This is a genomic window from Flavobacterium bomense (genome assembly GCF_003970355.1).
Genome location: NZ_RYDJ01000005.1, coordinates 134,149 through 155,382 on the forward strand (window position 1 = coordinate 134,149; position 21,234 = coordinate 155,382).

The 21,234-nt window shown below is 35.7% G+C and carries 15 protein-coding genes; 7 read left to right on the forward strand and 8 right to left on the reverse strand.

The window, feature by feature from the left end; all coding sequences use genetic code 11:
- Nucleotides 1-31: 31 nt before the first annotated feature.
- Nucleotides 32-703: a GTP cyclohydrolase I FolE gene (gene folE / locus EKL98_RS06680; RefSeq protein ID WP_126461026.1), complete on the reverse strand. Its 672-nt coding sequence runs from the start codon at nt 701-703 to the stop codon at nt 32-34.
- 225 nt (nt 704-928) lie between these two features.
- Nucleotides 929-2,134 (reverse strand): pyridoxal phosphate-dependent aminotransferase, encoded by a 1,206-nt coding sequence (locus tag EKL98_RS06685; RefSeq protein ID WP_126461023.1) that lies wholly within the window; start codon nt 2,132-2,134, stop codon nt 929-931.
- 127 nt (nt 2,135-2,261) lie between these two features.
- Between EKL98_RS06685 and EKL98_RS06690 the strand changes: the two genes are divergently transcribed.
- Nucleotides 2,262-3,590: a PDZ domain-containing protein gene (locus tag EKL98_RS06690; RefSeq protein ID WP_126561861.1), complete on the forward strand. Its 1,329-nt coding sequence runs from the start codon at nt 2,262-2,264 to the stop codon at nt 3,588-3,590.
- A 198-nt stretch (nt 3,591-3,788) separates the two neighbouring features.
- On the opposite strand, the gene EKL98_RS06695 is transcribed toward EKL98_RS06690, so the two are convergent.
- Nucleotides 3,789-4,175, reverse strand: a complete 387-nt coding sequence (locus EKL98_RS06695; RefSeq protein WP_126461017.1) for a DUF1573 domain-containing protein — start codon at nt 4,173-4,175, stop codon at nt 3,789-3,791.
- Between the two features lie 217 nt (nt 4,176-4,392).
- On the opposite strand from EKL98_RS06695, the gene EKL98_RS06700 reads away from it, so the two are divergent.
- Nucleotides 4,393-7,086, forward strand: a complete 2,694-nt coding sequence (locus EKL98_RS06700; RefSeq protein ID WP_126561890.1) for a valine--tRNA ligase — start codon at nt 4,393-4,395, stop codon at nt 7,084-7,086.
- A gap of 91 nt (nt 7,087-7,177) precedes the next feature.
- Here the strand turns inward: EKL98_RS06700 and EKL98_RS06705 are convergent, their stop codons facing one another.
- The 5 genes from EKL98_RS06705 to EKL98_RS06725 all read right to left on the reverse strand — a co-directional run bounded on the left by EKL98_RS06705 (nt 7,178) and on the right by EKL98_RS06725 (nt 15,199).
- Nucleotides 7,178-7,726, reverse strand: coding sequence for a PepSY-associated TM helix domain-containing protein (locus tag EKL98_RS06705; protein ID WP_126555588.1), 549 nt, complete (start codon nt 7,724-7,726; stop codon nt 7,178-7,180).
- A gap of 526 nt (nt 7,727-8,252) precedes the next feature.
- Nucleotides 8,253-9,380: a PepSY-associated TM helix domain-containing protein gene (locus tag EKL98_RS06710; protein ID WP_126561862.1), complete on the reverse strand. Its 1,128-nt coding sequence runs from the start codon at nt 9,378-9,380 to the stop codon at nt 8,253-8,255.
- 63 nt (nt 9,381-9,443) lie between these two features.
- Nucleotides 9,444-11,591, reverse strand: a complete 2,148-nt coding sequence (locus EKL98_RS06715) for a TonB-dependent siderophore receptor (RefSeq protein ID WP_126561863.1) — start codon at nt 11,589-11,591, stop codon at nt 9,444-9,446.
- 188 nt (nt 11,592-11,779) lie between these two features.
- A complete protein-coding gene (locus tag EKL98_RS06720; RefSeq protein ID WP_126561864.1) occupies nt 11,780-12,259 on the reverse strand; it encodes a DUF6265 family protein in 480 nt (159 codons plus the stop codon).
- A 648-nt stretch (nt 12,260-12,907) separates the two neighbouring features.
- Entirely contained in the window at nt 12,908-15,199 is a 2,292-nt protein-coding gene (locus EKL98_RS06725; protein WP_126561865.1) for a DNA topoisomerase 3, read from the reverse strand.
- A 1,366-nt stretch (nt 15,200-16,565) separates the two neighbouring features.
- Between EKL98_RS06725 and prfA the strand changes: the two genes are divergently transcribed.
- From prfA to EKL98_RS06750, 5 genes are all read left to right on the forward strand, one after another.
- Nucleotides 16,566-17,642: a peptide chain release factor 1 gene (prfA, locus tag EKL98_RS06730; RefSeq protein ID WP_126460993.1), complete on the forward strand. Its 1,077-nt coding sequence runs from the start codon at nt 16,566-16,568 to the stop codon at nt 17,640-17,642.
- A 63-nt stretch (nt 17,643-17,705) separates the two neighbouring features.
- Complete coding sequence (locus tag EKL98_RS06735; RefSeq protein ID WP_126460991.1) at nt 17,706-18,065, forward strand: four helix bundle protein; 360 nt, start codon at nt 17,706-17,708, stop codon at nt 18,063-18,065.
- Between the two features lie 38 nt (nt 18,066-18,103).
- A complete protein-coding gene (gene pyrF / locus EKL98_RS06740) occupies nt 18,104-18,931 on the forward strand; it encodes an orotidine-5'-phosphate decarboxylase (protein WP_126561866.1) in 828 nt (275 codons plus the stop codon).
- A 201-nt stretch (nt 18,932-19,132) separates the two neighbouring features.
- Nucleotides 19,133-19,945 carry an ABC transporter substrate-binding protein gene (locus tag EKL98_RS06745; protein ID WP_199736841.1) on the forward strand — a complete coding sequence of 271 codons (813 nt, stop codon included), beginning with the start codon at nt 19,133-19,135 and terminating at the stop codon, nt 19,943-19,945.
- Nucleotides 19,946-20,195: 250 nt separating this feature from the next.
- Nucleotides 20,196-20,981 (forward strand): alpha/beta fold hydrolase, encoded by a 786-nt coding sequence (locus EKL98_RS06750; RefSeq protein ID WP_126461574.1) that lies wholly within the window; start codon nt 20,196-20,198, stop codon nt 20,979-20,981.
- Nucleotides 20,982-21,234: the final 253 nt, after the last annotated feature.

The following is a 21,234-nucleotide window of genomic DNA, read 5'->3' on the forward strand; positions in this document are numbered from 1 at the left end:
CCCTCTCCTTTGCAGAGGGTCGGGGAGAGGACTAGAACTTAGTTTCTAATTTAATGTAATCTAAAAACTCTCTGCGAGTGACACTATCTTTAAATTTTCCGCCAAATTCAGAGGTTACGGTACTACTTTCAATATCACTGATTCCTCTTGAATTTACACAAAGGTGCTTGGCATCGATTACACAGGCTACATCTTCTGTACCTAATGCGATTTGTAATTCCTGAACAATTTGCATGGTTAAGCGCTCCTGAACCTGAGGTCTTTTAGCATAATATTCTACGATACGGTTCATTTTAGACAAACCAATAACTCTGCCGTTTGAAATATAAGCCACATGCGCTCTTCCTATAATTGGTAATAAATGATGTTCACAGGTAGAATATACGATGATATTTTTTTCAACTAACATTTCACCGTACTTGTAATTATTGTCAAATGTAGATGCTTTTGGTTTTTTAGCAGGATTTAAACCGCCAAAAATTTCCTTTACAAACATTTTGGCAACACGATTGGGCGTGCCTTTTAAACTATCATCGGTCAAGTCCATTCCAAGTGTGATTAGAATGCTCTCTACGTCCTTTTTTATTTTTTCAATTTTTTCCTCATCAGAAATGACAAAAGCATCATCTCGTACTGGATTTTTTGCGGATAAACTAATATGGTTTTCTCCTATTTCGTCTTGAAATTCTTCGTTTTTTATCATTAAAAGCAACTATTATTGTTGGTGTAAATATTTAAGGGGTAAAGGTAAATAATAAAAATTAAAAAATTTCTATCGCTCCTACTATTTAAGACTACTTTATCGGTTCAGCCGCCCGTTATACTCTCTTTTTTGGATCTAAAAAGAAAAGGCAATAACGAACTCGTTACTGCCTTTTATAAAATAGTTCCGGTTCCCTAAAGGGGATGTCTACCAAAATGTGTTTGATTATACTTTCGTTAGTGTCGCATTATAAACAGGAATCGCTGCTTTCAGGATTCGTACTGCGCTAATTAAATCTTCTTTCTTTAAAACATAAGCAATTCGAACCTGATTTAATCCCATTCCCGTAGTAGAGTAAAAACCGGCTGCTGGCGCTACCATTACTGTTTCTCCATTTAGGTCATAACTTTCTAATAGCCATTGCGCAAAAGCATCGGCATTAGCAACTGGTAGTTGCGCAATACAATAAAAAGCCCCTTTTGGTTTGCTTACAATAACACCATCTATTTTATTTAATTCTTCAATCAAAGTGTCTCTGCGTTCTCTATATTCTGAAATTACTTCGTCAAAATAACTTTGTGGAGTGTCAAGAGCAGCTTCGCTTGCAATCTGTTCAATCGTTGGTGGACTTAATCTTGCTTGTGCAAATTTCATTGCAGTAGCCATCAGTTCCTTGTTTTTAGAAACAATGCATCCTATTCTGGCACCGCACATGCTGTATCTTTTTGAAACAGAATCAATCATGATTGCATGTTCTTCAAGCCCGGGAACATTCATTACTGAATAATGGACATCACCATCATAAGTAAATTCACGATATACTTCATCAGAAATTAGAAATAAATCATGTTTTTTGACTAAGGCAGCCAGTTGCATGATTTCTTCTTTTGAATATAAATAACCTGTTGGATTTCCTGGATTACAAATCAGGATCGCTTTTGTTTTTGGCGTAATCAGCTTTTCAAAATCAGCTACGGCCGGTAATGCAAAGCCGGTTTCAATACTCGAGATTACTGGAACTACAGAAACTCCTGATGCGGTTGAAAATCCATTATAATTTGCATAAAATGGTTCCGGAATAATGATCTCATCACCATGATCCATCGTGCTGCCTATAGCAAACATCAAGGCTTCAGATCCTCCGGTGGAGATTATAATATCTTCAATATGTACAGGAATTCCTTGATTTGTATAATAGGCAGCTAATTTTTTTCTATAGCTTTCATTCCCGGCGGAATGGCTGTATTCTAAAATAGTTAAATCTATATTTTTAACCGCATTCATAGCAACTTCAGGAGTTCTGATATCGGGTTGACCAATGTTTAAATGGTATACTTTATGGCCTTTATTTTTCGCTATTTCAGAGTAGGGAACCAATTTTCGTATTGGTGATTCAGGCATTTGTTTGCCTTTATTTGATATTGTTGGCATAGTCTTAAATTATTGAATTGCAAATTTGCGATTTTTTTTTCGAATTTATCACAATTTATGCCCGGATATATCATATAAAATACGGTTTTGTTTTATATTTTTAGTATTTTTATAGAAAGCTAGCACAATGAAAAGAACGCTAAATTTATTTTTTTTAATCTTCTCAATATTCAGTGTTTTGGCGCAGCAAGGATTTCAGTTTGAAAAAAACGGAGACAAAATTAGTGTGCCTTTCAAGTTGATCAATAATTTAGTGCTTCTGCCTATAAAAGTGAATGGAGTAGAATTGAATTTTTTATTGGATTCCGGTGTAGAAGAGACCATATTATTTAGTTTGGAAGAAAAAAAAGAAGTTCGTTTTTTTAACGCTGAAAAAGTACTATTAAGAGGATTAGGGAGTCAAGAGGCGGTCGAGGGATTGAAATCGACCAATAATATATTGCAATTCGGCAGCATGTTGTATGCGGATCATATGGTTTATATTGTTTTGAATCAGGATTTTAATTTATCCTCTCATATTGGGATTCCTGTAAACGGAATTATAGGATTTCAGTTTTTTAGAAATAATCTGGTTGAAATTAATTACTCTAAAAAGAGAGTTATAGTCTATAGCGATACCGCTAAAAATAGAAAAAAAATAGTTAGAAAGTTCAAAACTATTCCTGTCGCTATCGAGAAATCAAAGCCGTATTTAAAAGGTACGGTGTTGTTGAATAATAAGGAACTGGTGGTCAAGTTGCTGATTGATATAGGAAATAGTGATGCAATATGGTTGTTTCAGGATCGCTCCGAATTTCTTAAAGTTCCCCCGAAAAATTTTGCTGATTTTTTGGGCAGAGGATTTAGTGGTGATGTTGAAGGAAAAAGAGCCAGAATTCAAAAATTCGCAAGGAATCAGTTTGTATTTAATAATCCAATAGTAGCTTTCCCGGACTCTACTTCAATTAGGAATGTTACTATGGTTCCTGATCGGATGGGATCAGTAGGAGGAGAGATTATGAAAAGATTTACCGTTATTTTTAATTACCCTAAAAAAGAAATGTATGTAAAAAAAAATAGTCTTTACAACGATCCTTTTGCATACAATAAAAGCGGAGTAGAGATCCAGCACAACGGATTACAGTGGGTTCAGGAAACTGTTCGGATGGAAACCGTCCCTTTGTTACCAAAATATAATGAGTCAGGCGAAACTAAAGTACTCAATGACTTTAAATATAAATTCCAATTAAAGCCTATTTATGAGATTGCAAATGTTAGAAATAATTCGCCTGCAGCAAATTCAGGAGTACAAAAAGGCGATATTATTATTTTAATCAATAACGCTCCTGCTTATAGATATTCGTTGCAAAAAGTTAATTCTCTCTTTAGATCTGAGGAGGAAAAATGGATAACATTGGAAGTGGAAAGAAACAGTCAGATTCTGAAATTTAGATTTCAGTTACAGGATTTTCTCTAACAAAAAACGCCTCCAGAGGGTTTCAGGAAGCGTATTGATGTGTACACATGGAATTTAAATCCATCAAGTAGGTCGGGTAAAAATCAAATAGGACACATTGGATTTAGAGGAATAGTGTTTTTGTCCATTGGCTCCTTAACGCGAAAGTCTGAGGAAACAGGGTATCTCCTTGTTTTAAATAAATCACAATTGCGTGATTTAATTTGCAACTACTTCCCCTTTTATTTTTAAAGCGACTCTCCCGGAATCGTAATTCACGGCATTCGATTCAACAGTTATTGTTTTTCTAATTGGTCCGGGAGCCATATTGTATTTTATGGATATTTTTCCTGTTTTTCCTGGCATAATTGGCTCGGTTGGTTTTGTTGGAATGGTGCACCCACAAGTAGAAAGTACATTTGTAATAAGTAATGGCGCATTTCCAGTGTTCGTAAAAATAAAATTACGGGTTCCATTATCATTTTTGGTAACCCTCCCATAATCGATTGTATTGTCTTTTGCAGCAAATTCAATTTTAGGGCCATTTTGAGCAAATCCTACGGTGCTAATTAATGTGAATGCAAATAAAATTAGTATTTTTTTCATTTTCATTTTTTTAAATTCATTAAAGTAAATATACTTTGTTTTAATTAACGCACAAATTTTTATTTCCCTTTTTATAGTCTACTTAATTATTTACTTTTGTGCCCTATCAGAATTACAAATATCAGACCAAAGTCTACAAGGGTATTTGTTGATCTGGTTATTGGTTTAACGGAACCAACAAACAATTGAATTTAACGATTAAATGACCCACAATAAAATGATTATTCCTGCACAATTTGACGCTAAAACTATTGAGAATAAGTGGTATGACTACTGGATGAAAAACAATTATTTTCACTCAGAGCCGGATCATAGAACACCATATACTATCGTAATTCCACCGCCTAATGTGACTGGAGTTTTACACATGGGACACATGTTGAACAATACTATTCAAGATGTATTAATAAGAAGAGCGCGTCTTAAAGGGTTCAATGCGTGCTGGGTTCCGGGAACGGATCATGCCTCAATAGCTACAGAAGCTAAGGTGGTAGCCAAATTAAAAGCTGAAGGAATCCATAAAAATGATTTAACACGTGAAGAATTTTTGGCGCATGCCTGGGAATGGACGGATAAATATGGCGGTGTAATTCTGGAACAACTCAAACAATTGGGCTGTTCATGTGATTGGGATCGAACAAAATTCACCATGGATCCTGACATGTCGGCATCTGTGATTCGTTCTTTTGTAGATTTATACAACAAAGGTTTGATTTACCGTGGGTATCGAATGGTCAACTGGGATCCGGAAGCCAAAACGACTTTGTCTGATGAAGAAGTGATTTTTGAAGAACAACAGGGAAAATTATATTATATACAATATAAAATCCTCACCCCAGCCCTCTCCGAAGGAGAGGGAGCTGAAACTTTTAACTCCCCTCCTTCGGAGAGTTTTGGGGAGGAATTTCTGACAATAGCAACCACGCGTCCGGAAACTATTTTTGGAGATAGCGCCATTTGTATTAATCCAAATGACGAACGTTTTGCTCATTTGAAAGGCAAAAAAGCGATTGTGCCTATTTGCGGAAGAGTGATTCCGATTATCGAAGACGATTATGTTGATATCGAATTTGGTACCGGTTGTTTGAAAGTGACTCCGGCTCACGATATGAATGACAAGGCATTGGGAGAAAAGCATAATTTGGAGATTATTGATATTTTCAACGAAGATGCAACGATGAATAGTTTTGGTTTGCATTACCAAGGGAAAGATCGTTTTGTGGTTCGTGAAGAAATTGCAAAAGAACTAGGGACTATAGGTGCTTTAGCAAAAACAGAAACACACTTAAATAAAGTAGGTACTTCGGAAAGAACCAAAGCAGTTATCGAGCCTCGTTTATCAGACCAATGGTTCTTGAAAATGGAAGATTTGGTAAAACCGGCAATTCAATCCGTATTGGTTGATGGCGAAATTAAATTGCATCCAGCACGTTTTAACAATACGTACGCCCATTGGCTAAACAACATTCGCGATTGGAATATTTCGCGTCAATTGTGGTGGGGACAACAAATTCCGGCCTATTTCTATGGCGACGGAAAAGAGGATTTCGTGGTCGCTGAAAATATTGAAGACGCTCTAAAGTTAGCGAGAGAGAAAACTTTAAACCTTAAACTTGAAACAAAAGATTTAAAGCAAGATGTTGACGCTCTTGACACTTGGTTCTCGTCTTGGCTATGGCCAATGTCCGTTTTTGGAGGTATAATGAATCCAGAAAGTGAAGACTTTAAATACTATTATCCAACCAATGATTTAGTAACTGGTCCGGATATTTTGTTTTTCTGGGTAGCGAGAATGATTATTGCAGGATATGAGTACACAGGAAAAAAACCTTTTACAAATGTTTATTTGACTGGTTTAGTTCGTGACAAACAAAGACGTAAAATGTCTAAATCATTAGGGAATTCACCGGATCCTTTAGACTTAATAGAAAAATTTGGTGCCGATGGTGTTCGGGTTGGATTGCTTTTGAGCGCTTCTGCCGGAAATGACATTATGTTTGACGAAGAATTGTGCAACCAAGGAAAAGCATTCACCAATAAAATTTGGAATGCCTTTAAATTGATCAAAGGTTGGGAAGTTTCGGAAACGATTCCACAACCGGAATCTTCAAAAGTAGCAATCGAGTGGTATGAAGCCAAGTTGCAACAAACACTTCTAGAAATCGAAGATAATTTCGAAAAATACAGAATTTCCGAAGCTTTAATGGGAATTTACAAACTGGTTTGGGATGATTTCTGCTCTTGGTTTCTGGAAATGATAAAACCGGCGTACCAACAGCCAATCGACAGCGTTACTTTGGCGAAAGCCATAGCAATGCTTGAAAATAATTTAAAATTATTGCATCCGTTTATGCCGTTCCTGACAGAGGAAATTTGGCAAATTCTTGCCGAAAGAATTACAGATGAAGCATTAATCGTTTCGACTTGGCCAGAAATAAAACCGTTTGATTCCCGTTTAATTGCTGATTTTGAAAACACAATGGAGGTTATTTCCGGAATTCGTACGATCCGTAAAGACAAGAATATTCCGTTTAAAGATGCGATTGAATTTAAAATTGTCAATAATGACAATACTTCGGATTATTTTGATTCGGTGGTGACTAAATTAGGAAACTTGACTTCCTTAGAATATGTTTTGGATAAAGTGGATGGCGCCTTGTCTTTCCGTGTCAAATCGAATGAATATTTCATCCCAATCACCGGAAATATTGACGTACAAGCTGAAATTGCTAAACTGACGGCGGAGTTAGTCTATACGCAAGGTTTCTTGAAATCAGTACAAAATAAACTAGCCAACGAGAAATTTGTGGCTGGTGCACCGGAGAAAGTTTTAGCCAACGAAAGACAAAAAGAAGCAGATGCTCTGGCAAAAATGGAAACTATCGAGCACAGTTTGGCGGGTTTAAAATAGACTTAGACAAAATATATAAACCCGACCCATTTTCAATATGGGTCGGGTTTTTTTTTGTGTCAACTTAGTTTAGCAGGATTGAAGCAGAAATTTAGCCAAATAAAAACAAGAATAATAACGGAAATATAATTCCGGCAACGGCCAGTTTCCAACCCCTGTTTTTCCAACTGAATTTTCCGGCTTTAATCATAACCGTTCCTGTTAAGGCAATAATGATTAAGCTGATCGCAAAAATATCAGAATAATAAATCCAAAAATTAGAGGTGTTTTTATGCAATTTCATCGTTTGGCTGATAATTGGCGTTTTAGAGAAGGAAACAATTTCTCCTTTTCCAGTTTTCAGGTCAATTTCGACATCGTGCTTTTCAAAAGAAATTTTAAAGGTTCCTTTTTTTACCATTTGACGTCTCATTTTATCATCGATGCCCAATTGTTTGCCTAAATCTTCAGCAAATTTTTCATTAATTTCATTTTCAGCAAAAACTTTTACTTGGATAGCCTTGGTTTCGGTAGTGTATTTTTCCGGATGCCAGTATTCTCTGTGGTTCATCATAAGTCCTGAGAGGGCAAAAGAAACAATTAATCCGATATAGAAATACCCTAAATCACGGTGTAAATTTCTTGCTTTTATTTTCATCATGGGTTTGAATTTTAGGTTTTGAATTATGAATCAGACTTTTTATTTGGTAAAAGGTTTAATTAGAATTTATATTTTAAGCTGGTCATCACTTGACGAGGTGCTGTTGGGTTTACACTGTAATTTTCATGTACGGTATAATTCAAAACATTTGTAATATTTGACAATCTGCAAAAAAAAACTCAAATTGGCTGTATGTTATGTTGTTCTTGCTAAAATATCCTCTACTACAAGACTGCCGCTTGTACCAAAAGATTTAGAAATTTTCAATTATGTGTGCTGTTTCTTGTGCAAAGCCGCTTAGACTGAATAACAAAACTAAAGCGGGTATTAAAATGTTTCTCATGAATCTTTATTTGGAATAATTAAAAATAACGATGCAAATATAGAATCTGAATTTGATTTAACAAAACTATTTAGATTAAATATGGATAATAATTTAAATGTTTTTTAATGTATTGTAATACAGTTTTTTAAATAAAAAAAATCCTTGCTTTTAGACAAGGATTTTTAATTTTAGCGTGAAATGTTAAATTTTAACATTTGATTTTCGGTTTCTTCCCCACCAAATATAGCATCCGGTTATAGGAAGACTCGCAATAAGTAAACTGATTAAAAAGGCAAATATTTTTCCGGCTATTCCAAAAACGGCACCCGTATGAATGTCGTAATTCAAGAGCAGTAGTTTGTCGGCAATTTTAGCTTCTTTATACCTTCCGTAAAGGTGATCGACTTTTTGTTCTTCTAGGTTGTATTGGTCAAAATAACGGTAGTCTATTTTCCAATACGTGCCTTCCTCAGGATTTGCATTTGCAGCAATAGAAGAACTGGCACTTTCCGGTGGATGCACTTCTATAGATTTTGCTTTTGGATATTCTTTTTGCATCAAAGTCCAAATTTGATCCAGCGGTTTATCTACTTTTTTTGTTTTTATAGTCGAAATTGGATCTTCATAAACCAATGATTTTTCTCCACCAAGAACCGTATAATAAGAATAACCAAACCATTGGAAACCCCAGACTAAACCCGTAATTGCAAAAATAAGGGCAATTATAAGCACGTATAAGCCAGTAATATTATGCAAGTCATAGTTTTTGCGTTTCCATTTTAATCCTTTTTTCCATTTAAACCAAAAACGTTGTTTGGCAGCATTTTTATTTTTTGGATACCAAAGAATCATTCCCGTAATCAGCAGAATCAAAAACACTAAAGTTGCCGATGCCGTAACGGTTTGTCCAATTTCATGAGGCAGCCAAAGATAAAAATGACCGTCAAGAATAAAGTTAAAAAACCCATCTTCCATATTGGTTTTTTCAAGGACTTCACCTGTATACGGATTGAGGTACACAATATAATGATAGGAAGGTTCGTAATGGAAAAATATAGCTTCCACTGATTTGACAGAACCATTGTATTTTATGGCATGTAACACTTTGTTTGGAATTTCTTTTCGGGCAATTTCTTCCAATTGCGTAGGTAATAGAAATGGTTTTTCCTGTTTTGTAACAAACCTGTACTCATCGGTGTAATCTTGTATTTCTTCCTGAAAGGCATACAAACTTCCCGTGATGGCAATTATGAAAACAAGTATGCCTGAGGATAAGCCAAGCCAAAGATGGATTTTTAGGATTGCTTTTTTTAAGGTGTTATTTTTCATTATAAATGGATTAAACTTCTCCAGGAAAAGAGGAGTTTAGTTAGACAAAACGAATTAGGAATCTTAAAATTTATATGTCAAACCGGCAGTTACACTTCTTAATCGCTGTGGAGTTACAGTAGACCAGCCTGAATAATATTTTTCGTTTAATATGTTATTTAATTTTAAAGCTAAATTGAATTTATCATTCGAATACGACAAAGCCGAATTTAATATGGTATAACTTGGTAAGGCAAATGTTCCGATATTCGCTCTGTTCAACGTTTTATATTCACTGGCGTGGTTTCCGCCAAATCCTAGACCGAATCCTTTTAATTTCCCGGAAGTCAACGTGTAATTTGCCCAAAAATTTACTAGCGTTTCTGGTCCGGCTTCTTCAGGTCTTAATCCTAAATATCCATCACCGGGATTGTCTTTTGTAACTTCACTTTTGTTATTACTGAATCCAGCAATCACATTAAATCCTTTCATTGGGTTTGCCGTAAAACTGATTTCAACTCCTTTACTGTTGACTTCACCGCCCTGAATTGCGTTGTTAATATTGTTTGGATCCGTCATTAATCGGTTTTTTACATCAATGTTGTAGTAGCTAATCGATGCCGAAATGATGTCTTTGTATAAGTTTGTTTTTAATCCAAATTCATATTGATTAGCTTGCTCCGGATCAAAAGATTCCATTCTTGTATTAGAACCATCCACTTCAGAAACTTCTCGTGGCGTTACATTTACAAAGCCATTCATATAATTTGAAAAAACCGAAACTTTATCTTTAATCAACATATAAACCAGACCGAATTTTGGAGAAACGGCTGCTTGGCTGTTTTCTTCGGTCGCTGTTTTCGATTTGAAATGATCGACGCGCAAACTGATCATTGCCGATAATTTATCGGTAACATTCAACACATCTGAGGCGTACGCACTAATAACCTCAACTTCAGCAGTTGAATTTCCGTCAAACGAATCTACTAAAAGATTATCAACTCCCGCTTGGGTCAAATCTCCGGTATCTGATCCATCGATTAGGGAGACAATTCCGTTTCCAACCCAACCGGTACTCCCGTTTATAATATTTGATTTATAATAATCGACACCAGCAACCAATCGGTTTCTTAAGTTTCCAATTTTAAAGTCTCCAATAAAATTTTGTTGAATATCCGTTGCTAAAGTTTCTCCGTTTCTTTTAGAAATGAATCGTGTAAAATCATTTCCGTTTGATGCATCAAATAAATAGGAATAATACCCATTTGTTTTACTGTTGCTTCTGGATAATACCGTTTGTGAAGTCCACTGATCCGATATTTTATAAAACATTTGAGCCTGTAAATTATAAGTAGGATTGCTGATGGACAGCTCGTTTGAAGTGAATGATTTATTATAGTTTTTTTCGAATAATTCCATCGAATCAAATGATAGAGCGGAATTTCTGTTCAAGAAAAGCATCGGGGCATTTGATGAATTTCGGTTTGTAAATTCAGTATTGATCAAGAACGAAAGTTTATCACTAACTTTATAACTCAAGGAAGGCGCAAAGAAAAAGGATTTGCCAAAACCGGCATCCTGAAACGAATTTTCTTTTTGGTAGGCTGTATTTATTCGTACGGAAACATCTGTGTTTAGTGGGATATTTACATCTGCAGTAAGACGATCCATACCATACGATCCGGCATTATAACTGATTTCTCCACCAAATCTTGAATAAGGTTTTTTAGTTACAATATTTATTAAACCTCCGTATGAAATCAAACTACTGCCAAATAATGTTCCTGAAGGTCCTTTGATCACTTCAATATTGTCCACGTTGGCCGGATCAATACTTCCATTGTTGATTCCGGGAAGCCCGTTGATCATTGTTGGCTGAACTGAAAAACCTCTCATGGAAAAATATTCAGCACCATCGCCGCCACGCCCGGTTGATTCCCAAAGACGCGTGATTCCAGTTGCATTTTTTAGCGCATCACTAAAGTTAGTAACCACTTGTTCTTTCATTAACTCGCTGGTAACGGTATTGTACACCTGTGGATTTTCAATATTATTCAAAGGCATTTTAGAGACTGTGGTGCTTTTTTCTCTTTTATACCTGTATTTGTTGGTGTTTATAATCACTTCTTTCAATGTTTTTAAGGTATCTTTTTCTTGCTCTTTCTTTTCTTGAGCAGTAACCGTTATTCCAAAAAGCAAAACGAACAGGTAAAAGGCAGGTATCTTTTTCATTTATTTAGATTAATTAAAAATAAGTTGCAAATATAAGAGTGCTTTTGTTCTTAACAAAACTTATTTAGACTAATTATAGATAATATTTAAAATTAATTTTTATTCCACTGCAAAACAGTTTTTTAACGGCATAAAAAAACCTTGCTTATTTCGAGCAAGGTTTTGATTGGAACTAAAATGTTAAAATTTTAGTTGATTTTTTTCATTGAATATTGTTCGGAACTGGGTTTTCCTTGCTGGATTCCTGAAATTTTTGTCACCATACTGTCTGGATTGATTTGACTATAAATAATTTTTTGAGGATAATCATGTTTCGGGTTTTCAAAAACCAGTTGTTTCTCAGTTGTCGTTGTCAACTTGAATGCGACTGCTTTATCCTCGTTTTGTCCTTTTACCATAGTTGAATACGTTAATTCTTCTCCTTTTTGTTGCAAAATAATAGATTCAAAATGCAAAGTGTCTTTTTCTTTGATAAAATAGGATTGCGCTTCAAAAGTACTGTCGTTTACTTTTTTCCAAGTTTCAGAAAGATTTCCATCAACGGACTTATTTTCCCAATTTCCTAAAATCCAATTGGCGGCTTTCATTTTTTCTAATTCATTTGCATCCGATTCTTTGCAGGAAAAAATGGTTAACAAAAGTAATATAAGAGTTGTTTTTTGAAACATTGGTGTAAATATTTGGTGTTATTTTGAACTGCTAAATTAAGAAAAAATAGAATAACGTCGCTTTTTTAGTTTTGGAATCACAGGTTCACCATATAAGTCATATAAGTTTTTAATTTGAATAGAATAAAGGAAAAAAACAGTTCATTTAAGGAAAGTCGCATAGTTCATAAAGAATGTTTTAATTTACATTCTCTTCAGCCAATGTGACAAATAAACTAACTTTCTTAACCCGTTGGGTGCAATTAATTTTTGATGATAATTTTCGTCAGTTCGAGTGATCCCGCTTTTGGGCGGGATTATATCGAGAACTAGAAAATTAGTATTAAAAACGGTTCTCGATACACGTCACTTCGAGTGCGAAGCGTATCGAGAAGTTTGTTCCATTTTACTACACAAAAAACACTCGAACTGACGTTTTGAATAATTGCACCCAACGGGTTTTCTTATATAACTTAAGTAATGACTAAAATTTAATGTCGTATTTTAATAAAGCACTAAATTTCTTTGCCACAGATTTCACAGATTAGCACAGATTAATTCGTTATGTAATTTTAAAAATCTTTTTAATCCTTACAATCTGTGGCAAAAACTCTTTTTAATAATTGCGACAATATATCTTTCTTGCTACTTATATGGTTAAAACAAAATTTAATCACTTTCATTCAAAATAATATAAACCAATTCTTTAGTTGGTTTTTGATCTTTCAGTTTTGCTCTGACCACATCAAAAGGCACTTTGAAATCACAGCCTGATTTATAATCGCTGCAGCCATAAGCCATTTTTCCTTTTAGCACCGTTCCTTTCTTGCATTTCGGACAGGCTAATTCGTCCGGAATGACTTTTTTTAAAGCTTTCTTGGCTTCTAATTGAAGTTGGAAATTTTCGTCAAAACGAAGCAAACCTTCCAGAGTGCCGATATCAGTTTTAAAATCTTTCAAGTTTACAGTAGATCCTTTTTGTAGTAATCGCAAGTATTGGTTCTCGGATATTTTTTTCTCTGCAAAAGTGTAAGGCAATAGGAACGTGCAACCTGCTTTATAATTGGTACATCCAAATGAAGATTTTCCTTTGATAAGTGTTCCTTTTCTGCATTTTGGACAGGCTTCCGCCAAAATCCCTGCGGCTTTCTTTTTCTCGACTTTAACAACTTCTTTTTGAATGCTTCCCGCATGCGAGATATTGGCACGTCTGGTTTCACTTCGCACTTCATAGACCAAAGCTTCTACCATGTTTTTCATGTTCTTAATAAACGCAGCAGCGGTAAAAGTTCCTTTTTCAATATCTTTCAACTGCTTTTCCCAAGAGCCGGTGAGTTCAGCTGATTTAATCAAATCATTTTGAATGGTGTCAATAAGCTGAATTCCCGTAGGTGTTGGCAATACCTGTTTTTTGTTCCTAATGATGTATTGGCGTTTAAACAGCGTTTCAATAATATTGGCTCGCGTGGAGGGACGCCCAATACCGTTTTCTTTCATCAATTCGCGTAAATCCTCGTCGTCTACTTGCTTACCTGCAGTTTCCATAGCGCGCAATAAAGTAGCTTCGGTAAACTGATTCGGTGGTTTGGTTTCCTTTTCTAAAAACGAGGGTTCATGTGGCCCTTTTTCACCTACAACAAAACTCGGTAAAATATCGGCTTCTTTTTCTTTGGCGTTTGGATCTTCAAAGACTACGCGAAATCCCTTTTTAAGGATTTCTTTTCCTGTCGTTTTGAAGGCTACATCTGCTGCTTTCCCAATAACGGTTGTATTGGCAACCAAACAATCGTCATAAAACACGGCTATAAATCGCTTGGTAATTATGTCATATACTTGCTGCTGATTGTATTGCAAGTTGGATTGAATCCCCGTTGGAATAATCGCATGGTGATCCGTAACTTTTTTATCGTTGAAAACTTTGGGCGATTTTTTTATCTTTATTTCCAAAAGCGGTTGCGTCAACGCAGCATAATTTGTCAAGTTTTTCAGAATCCCAGCCACTTTTGGATAAACATCATTGGGCAAAAACGTCGTATCAACTCTGGGATATGTGACCACTTTTTGTTCGTACAAAGTTTGGACAATTTTGAGCGTTTCATCTGCCGTAAAACCAAATTTGGTATTGCAATACACCTGTAATCCTGTTAAATCAAATAGTTTTGGGGCAAACTCATTGCCATTCTTTTTTTCGACAGAAACTATTTCAAACTCACTTTCCTTGACTTTATTGGCCAAGAGTTCGCCATCTTCTTTTTTCAAAAAGCGTCCTTCTTCATAGCTGAAAAGAGTTTCTCTGTATAAAGTTTGCAACTCCCAATACGGTTGCGGTTTGAAATTCTCGATTTCCTTGAATCGGTCCACAACCATTGCCAATGTTGGGGTTTGTACCCTGCCAATAGACAAAACTTGTTTGTATCCGCCATGTTTTACGGTGTACAAACGCGTGGCATTCATGCCCAGTAACCAGTCGCCAATGGCTCTGGAAAATCCTGCATAGTATAAATTATCATAGTAGGCAGATGGTTTCAAGTTCTGGAAACCCTCTTTGATGGCTTCGGTGGTTAGGGAAGAAATCCACAAGCGTTGCACCTCGCCTTTATAATTGGCTTCGTTCATCACCCAACGCTGAATAAGTTCACCCTCTTGCCCGGCATCCCCGCAGTTAATGACCAACTCGGCTTTGTCGAAAAGGCTTTTTATGATTCGGAATTGCTTTTGGATCCCCGAATTCTCGACCACTTTGGTTTCGAATTTGTCGGGAAGCATGGGCAGATTGTTCAAATCCCAACTTTTCCAATGGGGCTTGTAATCGTTCGGTTCTTTTAAGGTACATAAATGCCCAAAAGTGTAGGTGACCTGATAACCATTGCCTTCATAATATCCGTCATGCTTGGTATTGGCTCCCAAAACGGATGCGATTTCGCGGGCGACACTTGGTTTTTCGGCAATACAGACCTTCATTTTTTCCTACTGATTTAAGGGTGCAAAGTAGGAATTTAGAAATTGGTATTAAAAATAAATTTTATGGAGTTATGAACTGGTATGTGATTCATTGCGAGGAACGAAGCAATCCCATTCAGTTGGTCTATTATTTATTTGCTTATCGTTATGGGCACAGAATACAATTCTGCGCTAACGATTGTGGATATTCGAGCGATCGGTAATACAGACCTTCATTTTTGCTACTTATTTTGAGGGTGCAAATTAGGAATTTACAAATTGGTATTAAAAAGAAATTTTGTGGAGTTATGAACGGTTAGGACGTGCTGTTTATTAGGAGCAGTACGAATGGCGTTTTTTCAAGAACCCATCTTCCTGCTGTCCGCTGTATCCACGCTAAAAAGCGTGGGATGCCGCTTCTATCAGGGCTATTGATTACGTCTCATTTTCATAATAACGAAAGAGAAAATGCCGTAGATTACTTCATATATTCTCATTTACTGTTAGCGCAGAATTGCATTCTGTGCCCACTCCAATTGACACCCAAACTAATTTACAAAATTACTTCTAAATCAGCTTTAAAAATTAAAAAAAAAGCTAATATCGTTTTATGGATTAGCTCTTTTGACTTGTTTTACCTGTCCTCGTTTGTGGGCACAGAATGCAATTCTGCGCTAACGACTGTGGATATCTGAGCAATCGGGTCCGCAAATTAAGAATTTAGAAGTTGGTATTAAGAAGAAATTTTGTGGAGTTATGAACGGGGAGGGTTAAGTCATTGCGAGGAACGAAGCAATCGCATCTAGTTAGTCTATTATTTTATTTGCTCATCGTTCTGGGCACAGTTTGCAAAACTGCGCTAACGATTGTGGATATCCGAGCGATCGGGTGTTAAACATTAAAAAAAAGCTAATATCGTTTTACTGACATAGCTTTCTGACTTGTTTTTTCCTGCCCTCGTTTGTGGGCACAGAATGCAATTCTGCGCTAACGATTGTGGATATCTGAGCGATCGGGGAAAATGTTTCGATAGTTGAATTATCTCTAGATTATCGTGTTATATCAATAAGATAATTAAGAATCACATTGGCTATTTGTATTATGAGATTCCTCGTGCCTCGGAATGACAAGTAGTTATTGAAATGGCAAAAAAATAAATCTTGGTAAAAGGAATCACATTGGTTATTCCCGTTAGGAGATTCCTCGTACCTCGGAATGACAAGTAGTTACTGAAATAGCAAAAAACGAACCTTGCAAACTGCAATACTTTTTCGTATTTTTGCGGTCTAAACCGAAAGATGATTTTGATTAAAATAAAAAATCGTCATAAGAGGTTACTTCTGCCCTTGGGCAAAATATAAACGAGAAGAAATAAAGGACTAAGAAAATGTTAGATAGACTTCAAATAGTAAAACAACGTTTCGATGAGATTTCGGATTTGATTATTCAGCCGGATGTTATTATGGATCAGAAGCGTTATGTGCAATTGAATCAAGAGTACAAAAGTTTAAAAGCTTTGGCTGAAAAACGCGATGAATATGTTGTTTTGATGGCAAACATCGACGAAGCAAACGAAATAATTGCCGATAACAGTGATGCGGATATGACCGAAATGGCCAAAATGCAACTGGACGAAGCTAAGGAAAGATTGCCGGAACTGGAGGATGAAATCAAGTTTATGTTGATTCCTAAAGATCCCGAAGATGCTAAAAATGTTATGGTGGAGATTCGTGCCGGAACAGGTGGGGATGAAGCGAGTATTTTTGCCGGGGATTTGTTTCGTATGTACACGAAATATTGTGAGAACAGAGGTTGGAGAACTTCGGTGGTCGATATGAATGAGGGAACTTCGGGTGGTTTCAAAGAGGTGATTTTTGAAGTTACCGGTGAGGATGTTTACGGAACCTTGAAGTTTGAAGCGGGTGTTCACCGTGTACAACGGGTACCGCAAACGGAAACACAAGGACGTGTTCACACATCAGCGGCGACTGTTATGGTATTGCCGGAAGCAGAGGAATTTGATGTGCAAATTGATATGAATGATGTGCGTGTGGATTTCTTCTGTTCGTCAGGACCTGGTGGACAATCGGTAAATACAACTAAATCAGCGGTTCGTTTGACACACATTCCAACTGGATTGGTGGCGCAATGTCAGGATCAGAAATCACAACACAAGAATAAAGATAAAGCTTTTGGCGTTTTGCGTTCCCGTTTGTACGAACAGGAATTAGCCAAAAAACAAGCGGAAGATGCTACAACGCGTACGTCTCAGGTAAGTTCTGGTGACCGTTCTGCAAAAATTCGTACCTATAATTATGCACAAGGTCGTGTAACGGATCACCGTGTAGGTTTGACGTTGTACGATTTGGGAAATATCATGAATGGTGATATTCAGAAAATTGTAGATGAGTTGGCGTTAGTCAACAACATGGAAAAACTGAAAGAAGCCAGCGAGGTTTTTTAAATAGGTTTTGGGCGCCGGGTTTTAGGTCTTAGTAGGTTATAGGTTTTTGTAAAACTAAAATATATGAGAAACTTTAGGGATTTAGAAGTTTGGCAAAGTTCTGTTTTACTTGTTAAAAAAATTTATATTATTACTGGTTCGTTTCCCAAAGAAGAAAAATTTGGACTGGTTTCTCAAATCAATAGATGTGCAGTTTCAATTCCTTCGAACATAGCGGAAGGTTGTTCCAGAACTTCTCAAAAGGATTTTTCTAGATTTTTACAGATAAGTTTAGGTTCGGCCTTTGAATTAGAGACTCAAATTGAAATAGCTAAAGAGATAGGTTTTGTGGATGTGTTTTTACACTTAGAAATTATTTCCGAGCTTAACATAATTCAAAAAAGAATTCAATCCTTAAAAAAGTATGTTGATTCCAAGGTTTAAAACCAACACCCAACATCTAAGAACCCACCACCTAAAAAATGACTACACAACAACTTATTGACCAAATTCAACAAAAAAAATCATTCCTAGCAGTAGGACTCGATGTCGATTTGACTAAAATTCCACAGCATCTATTAGAATTGGAAGATCCCATTTTCGAATTCAATAAAGCGATAATCGATGCAACGCATGATTTGGCTGTGGCTTATAAACCAAATGTTGCTTTTTATGAAGCGTATGGTTTGAAAGGATGGACGTCTCTACAAAAAACAATTAATTACATCAACTCAACGTATCCGGATATTTTTACTATTGCCGATGCCAAACGCGGTGATATAGGCAATACGTCTGCCATGTATGCCAAAGCTTTTTTTGAAGATTTGAATTTTGACAGTATTACCGTTGCTCCTTATATGGGAAAAGATTCAGTGGAGCCTTTTCTGGCTTTCAAAAGTAAACATACGATTATGTTGGCTTTGACTTCTAACGAAGGTGCTTTTGATTTTCAGACTTTAAACTTAAACGGAAAAGAATTGTATAAACAAGTTTTGGAAATATCTAAAAACTGGAAAAACAGCGAAAACCTGATGTATGTTGTAGGTGCAACAAAAGCTGAATATTTCACTGAAATTCGCAAAATTGTTCCTGACAGTTTCTTGCTTGTTCCCGGAGTAGGAGCACAAGGCGGAAGTCTGGCTGAAGTTTGTAAATACGGAATGAATGCGAATGTTGGATTACTAATCAATTCTTCCAGAGCGATTATTTATGCTTCAAACGGAACTGATTTTGCCGATAAAGCAAGAACCGAAGCGTTGAAAATGCAACAGGAAATGGAGCAAATTATGAGTTTGAAGTTTAACGTTTAACGTTTTTGGGTTTTTATAAAATATTTTGAATTCAATCATTCTTCATTTTAAACCATTAAGAAATTAAGTTTTATTACCCTTGCGCTAAGATTTGAATCAAAAATTTTAGCGCTAAACTTTTTAAGCCTTAATTTTTCTAAATTTCTTAATGGTTTAAAAATATAATTTTTGATTAGATTTACTAAACATTAAACATTAAACTTGAGACAAAAAACTTTAATCGATCAAATCGGAATAACACATTCTTTTGAAACTTCGCCAAAACGCATTATATCATTGGTTCCCTCACAAACGGAATTGCTGTATGATTTAGGTTTGGAAGACCGAATTATAGGAATTACAAAATTCTGTGTGCATCCGTATCATTTTAAGTCGACCAAGAAAATAGTTGGTGGCACCAAAAAAGTGCATTACGAAAAAATCAGATTGTTGCAACCGGATATTGTCATTTGTAACAAAGAGGAAAATACCGCTGAAATTGTGGAAGAGTTGCGTAAAATTTGTCCGGTTTGGGTGACCAATATCATCACGATTGAAGATAATTTTCAGATGATTGCCGACTTTGGTCAACTTTTCAATTGCAGAACCGAAGCCCAGAAATGGAACGATAAATTGGCTTTTGCCCTGAGCGATTTTAAAAACTTTATAAAAGATAAGCCGCAACAAAAAGTAGTATATTTCATTTGGAAAAATCCTTTTATGGTTGCCGGTTCTAATAATTTTATCAATGAATTACTGAAACTAAACCATTTTCAAAACATATATGCAGGCAATGCCGAGACTTCTGGACGTTACCCGGAAATTGAACTCAAAAAAATGCGTTTAGAAGGGGATCCGGATTTGGTTTTTCTTTCATCAGAGCCGTATCCTTTCAAAGAGGAAGATGCTTTCGAAATAGGAAGACACACACACCACGCAAAAACGGTATTTGTAGATGGTGAAATGTTTTCCTGGTATGGAAGCAGGCTGTTAAAAGCGTTTGACTATTTTAAAAAAATGCATCAAAAATTATAATTCGCATTCTTCTAAAATCAATTTTTCTGTTGTCACGATCGATTTAACAGAAGAATTTTCGATATGGAAATTTAGTTCTGAGAACTTTTGGTACTCTTTTTTAAGCTTTTCTATTTCACTTTTCTCTTGCAATAATCCTTTCATGGGTGATGATTTTATGCAAATTTACATTTTACGATCTTAAAAGAAGCATTATTATTTGTTAAGATTGGGATTTAAAATTAATGTGCTATTTTTACAAAAAAAAGACGTGATCAATTATACCATTTACGAAAATAAAAACAGCGACCAATGGGTAACTTTTGTTCACGGTGCTGGTGGAAGTTCGTCTATATGGTTCAAACAAATACGGGATTTTAAGAAACAGCATAGTGTTTTATTATTGGATTTACGCGGTCACGGGGAATCAAAACCTACGCTGAAAACAGCTTTCAAACAAAAATATACTTTTTCGGCTTTGGCCAATGATATTCTGGAAGTCTTAAACCATCTCAAAATTGAAAAATCACATTTTGTCGGAATTTCATTGGGAACCATACTCATCAGACAATTGGCTGAAATGTATCCGGAACGCGTGCAAAGCATGATCCTTGGCGGTGCGATATTGAAAATGAATTTCCGTTCTCAAGTATTGATGCGATTGGGTAATTTGTTTAAATATGTACTGCCTTATTTGGTTTTATATCAGTTTTTTGCCTTTGTCATCATGCCAAAAAAAAGTCACAAACAGTCTCGGGTGCTTTTTATCAACGAGGCCAAGAAATTATACCAAAAAGAATTTATCAAATGGTTTAAACTCACCGCCGAAATAAATCCGGTACTCAAATGGTTCCGTCAGGTCGAGTTAAATATTCCTACGCTTTATGTGATGGGCGAAGAGGATTATATGTTTTTACCATCAGTTAAAAAAGTGGTAGAAAATCATTACAAATCGTCTACGTTGTTTGTAATACAAAACTGTGGACATGTAGTCAATGTGGAACAGCCTAATGTTTTTAACGATGCTGTTCTTTCTTTTATAAACACTGCTAAATAAAAATTGCCTGCATTTTTATGCAGGCAATTCTTTAACTAACCAAAACCAAAATAATAAATAACCAGTTTATTACTCTGCAAAGATCACACTTACAGAGGCGTTTTGCTGTTAAGATTTTGTTATTACTTTGTTGTACATACGTTAAGTTTTTTTTTACTTTGTTTCAATGCATACTTTTTGTTCACTCGGTAGCAAGTTACACGATGGACTGTCTCAGGTTTTAATTTTGAGTTATCTTTTTGTTTAAGACCTG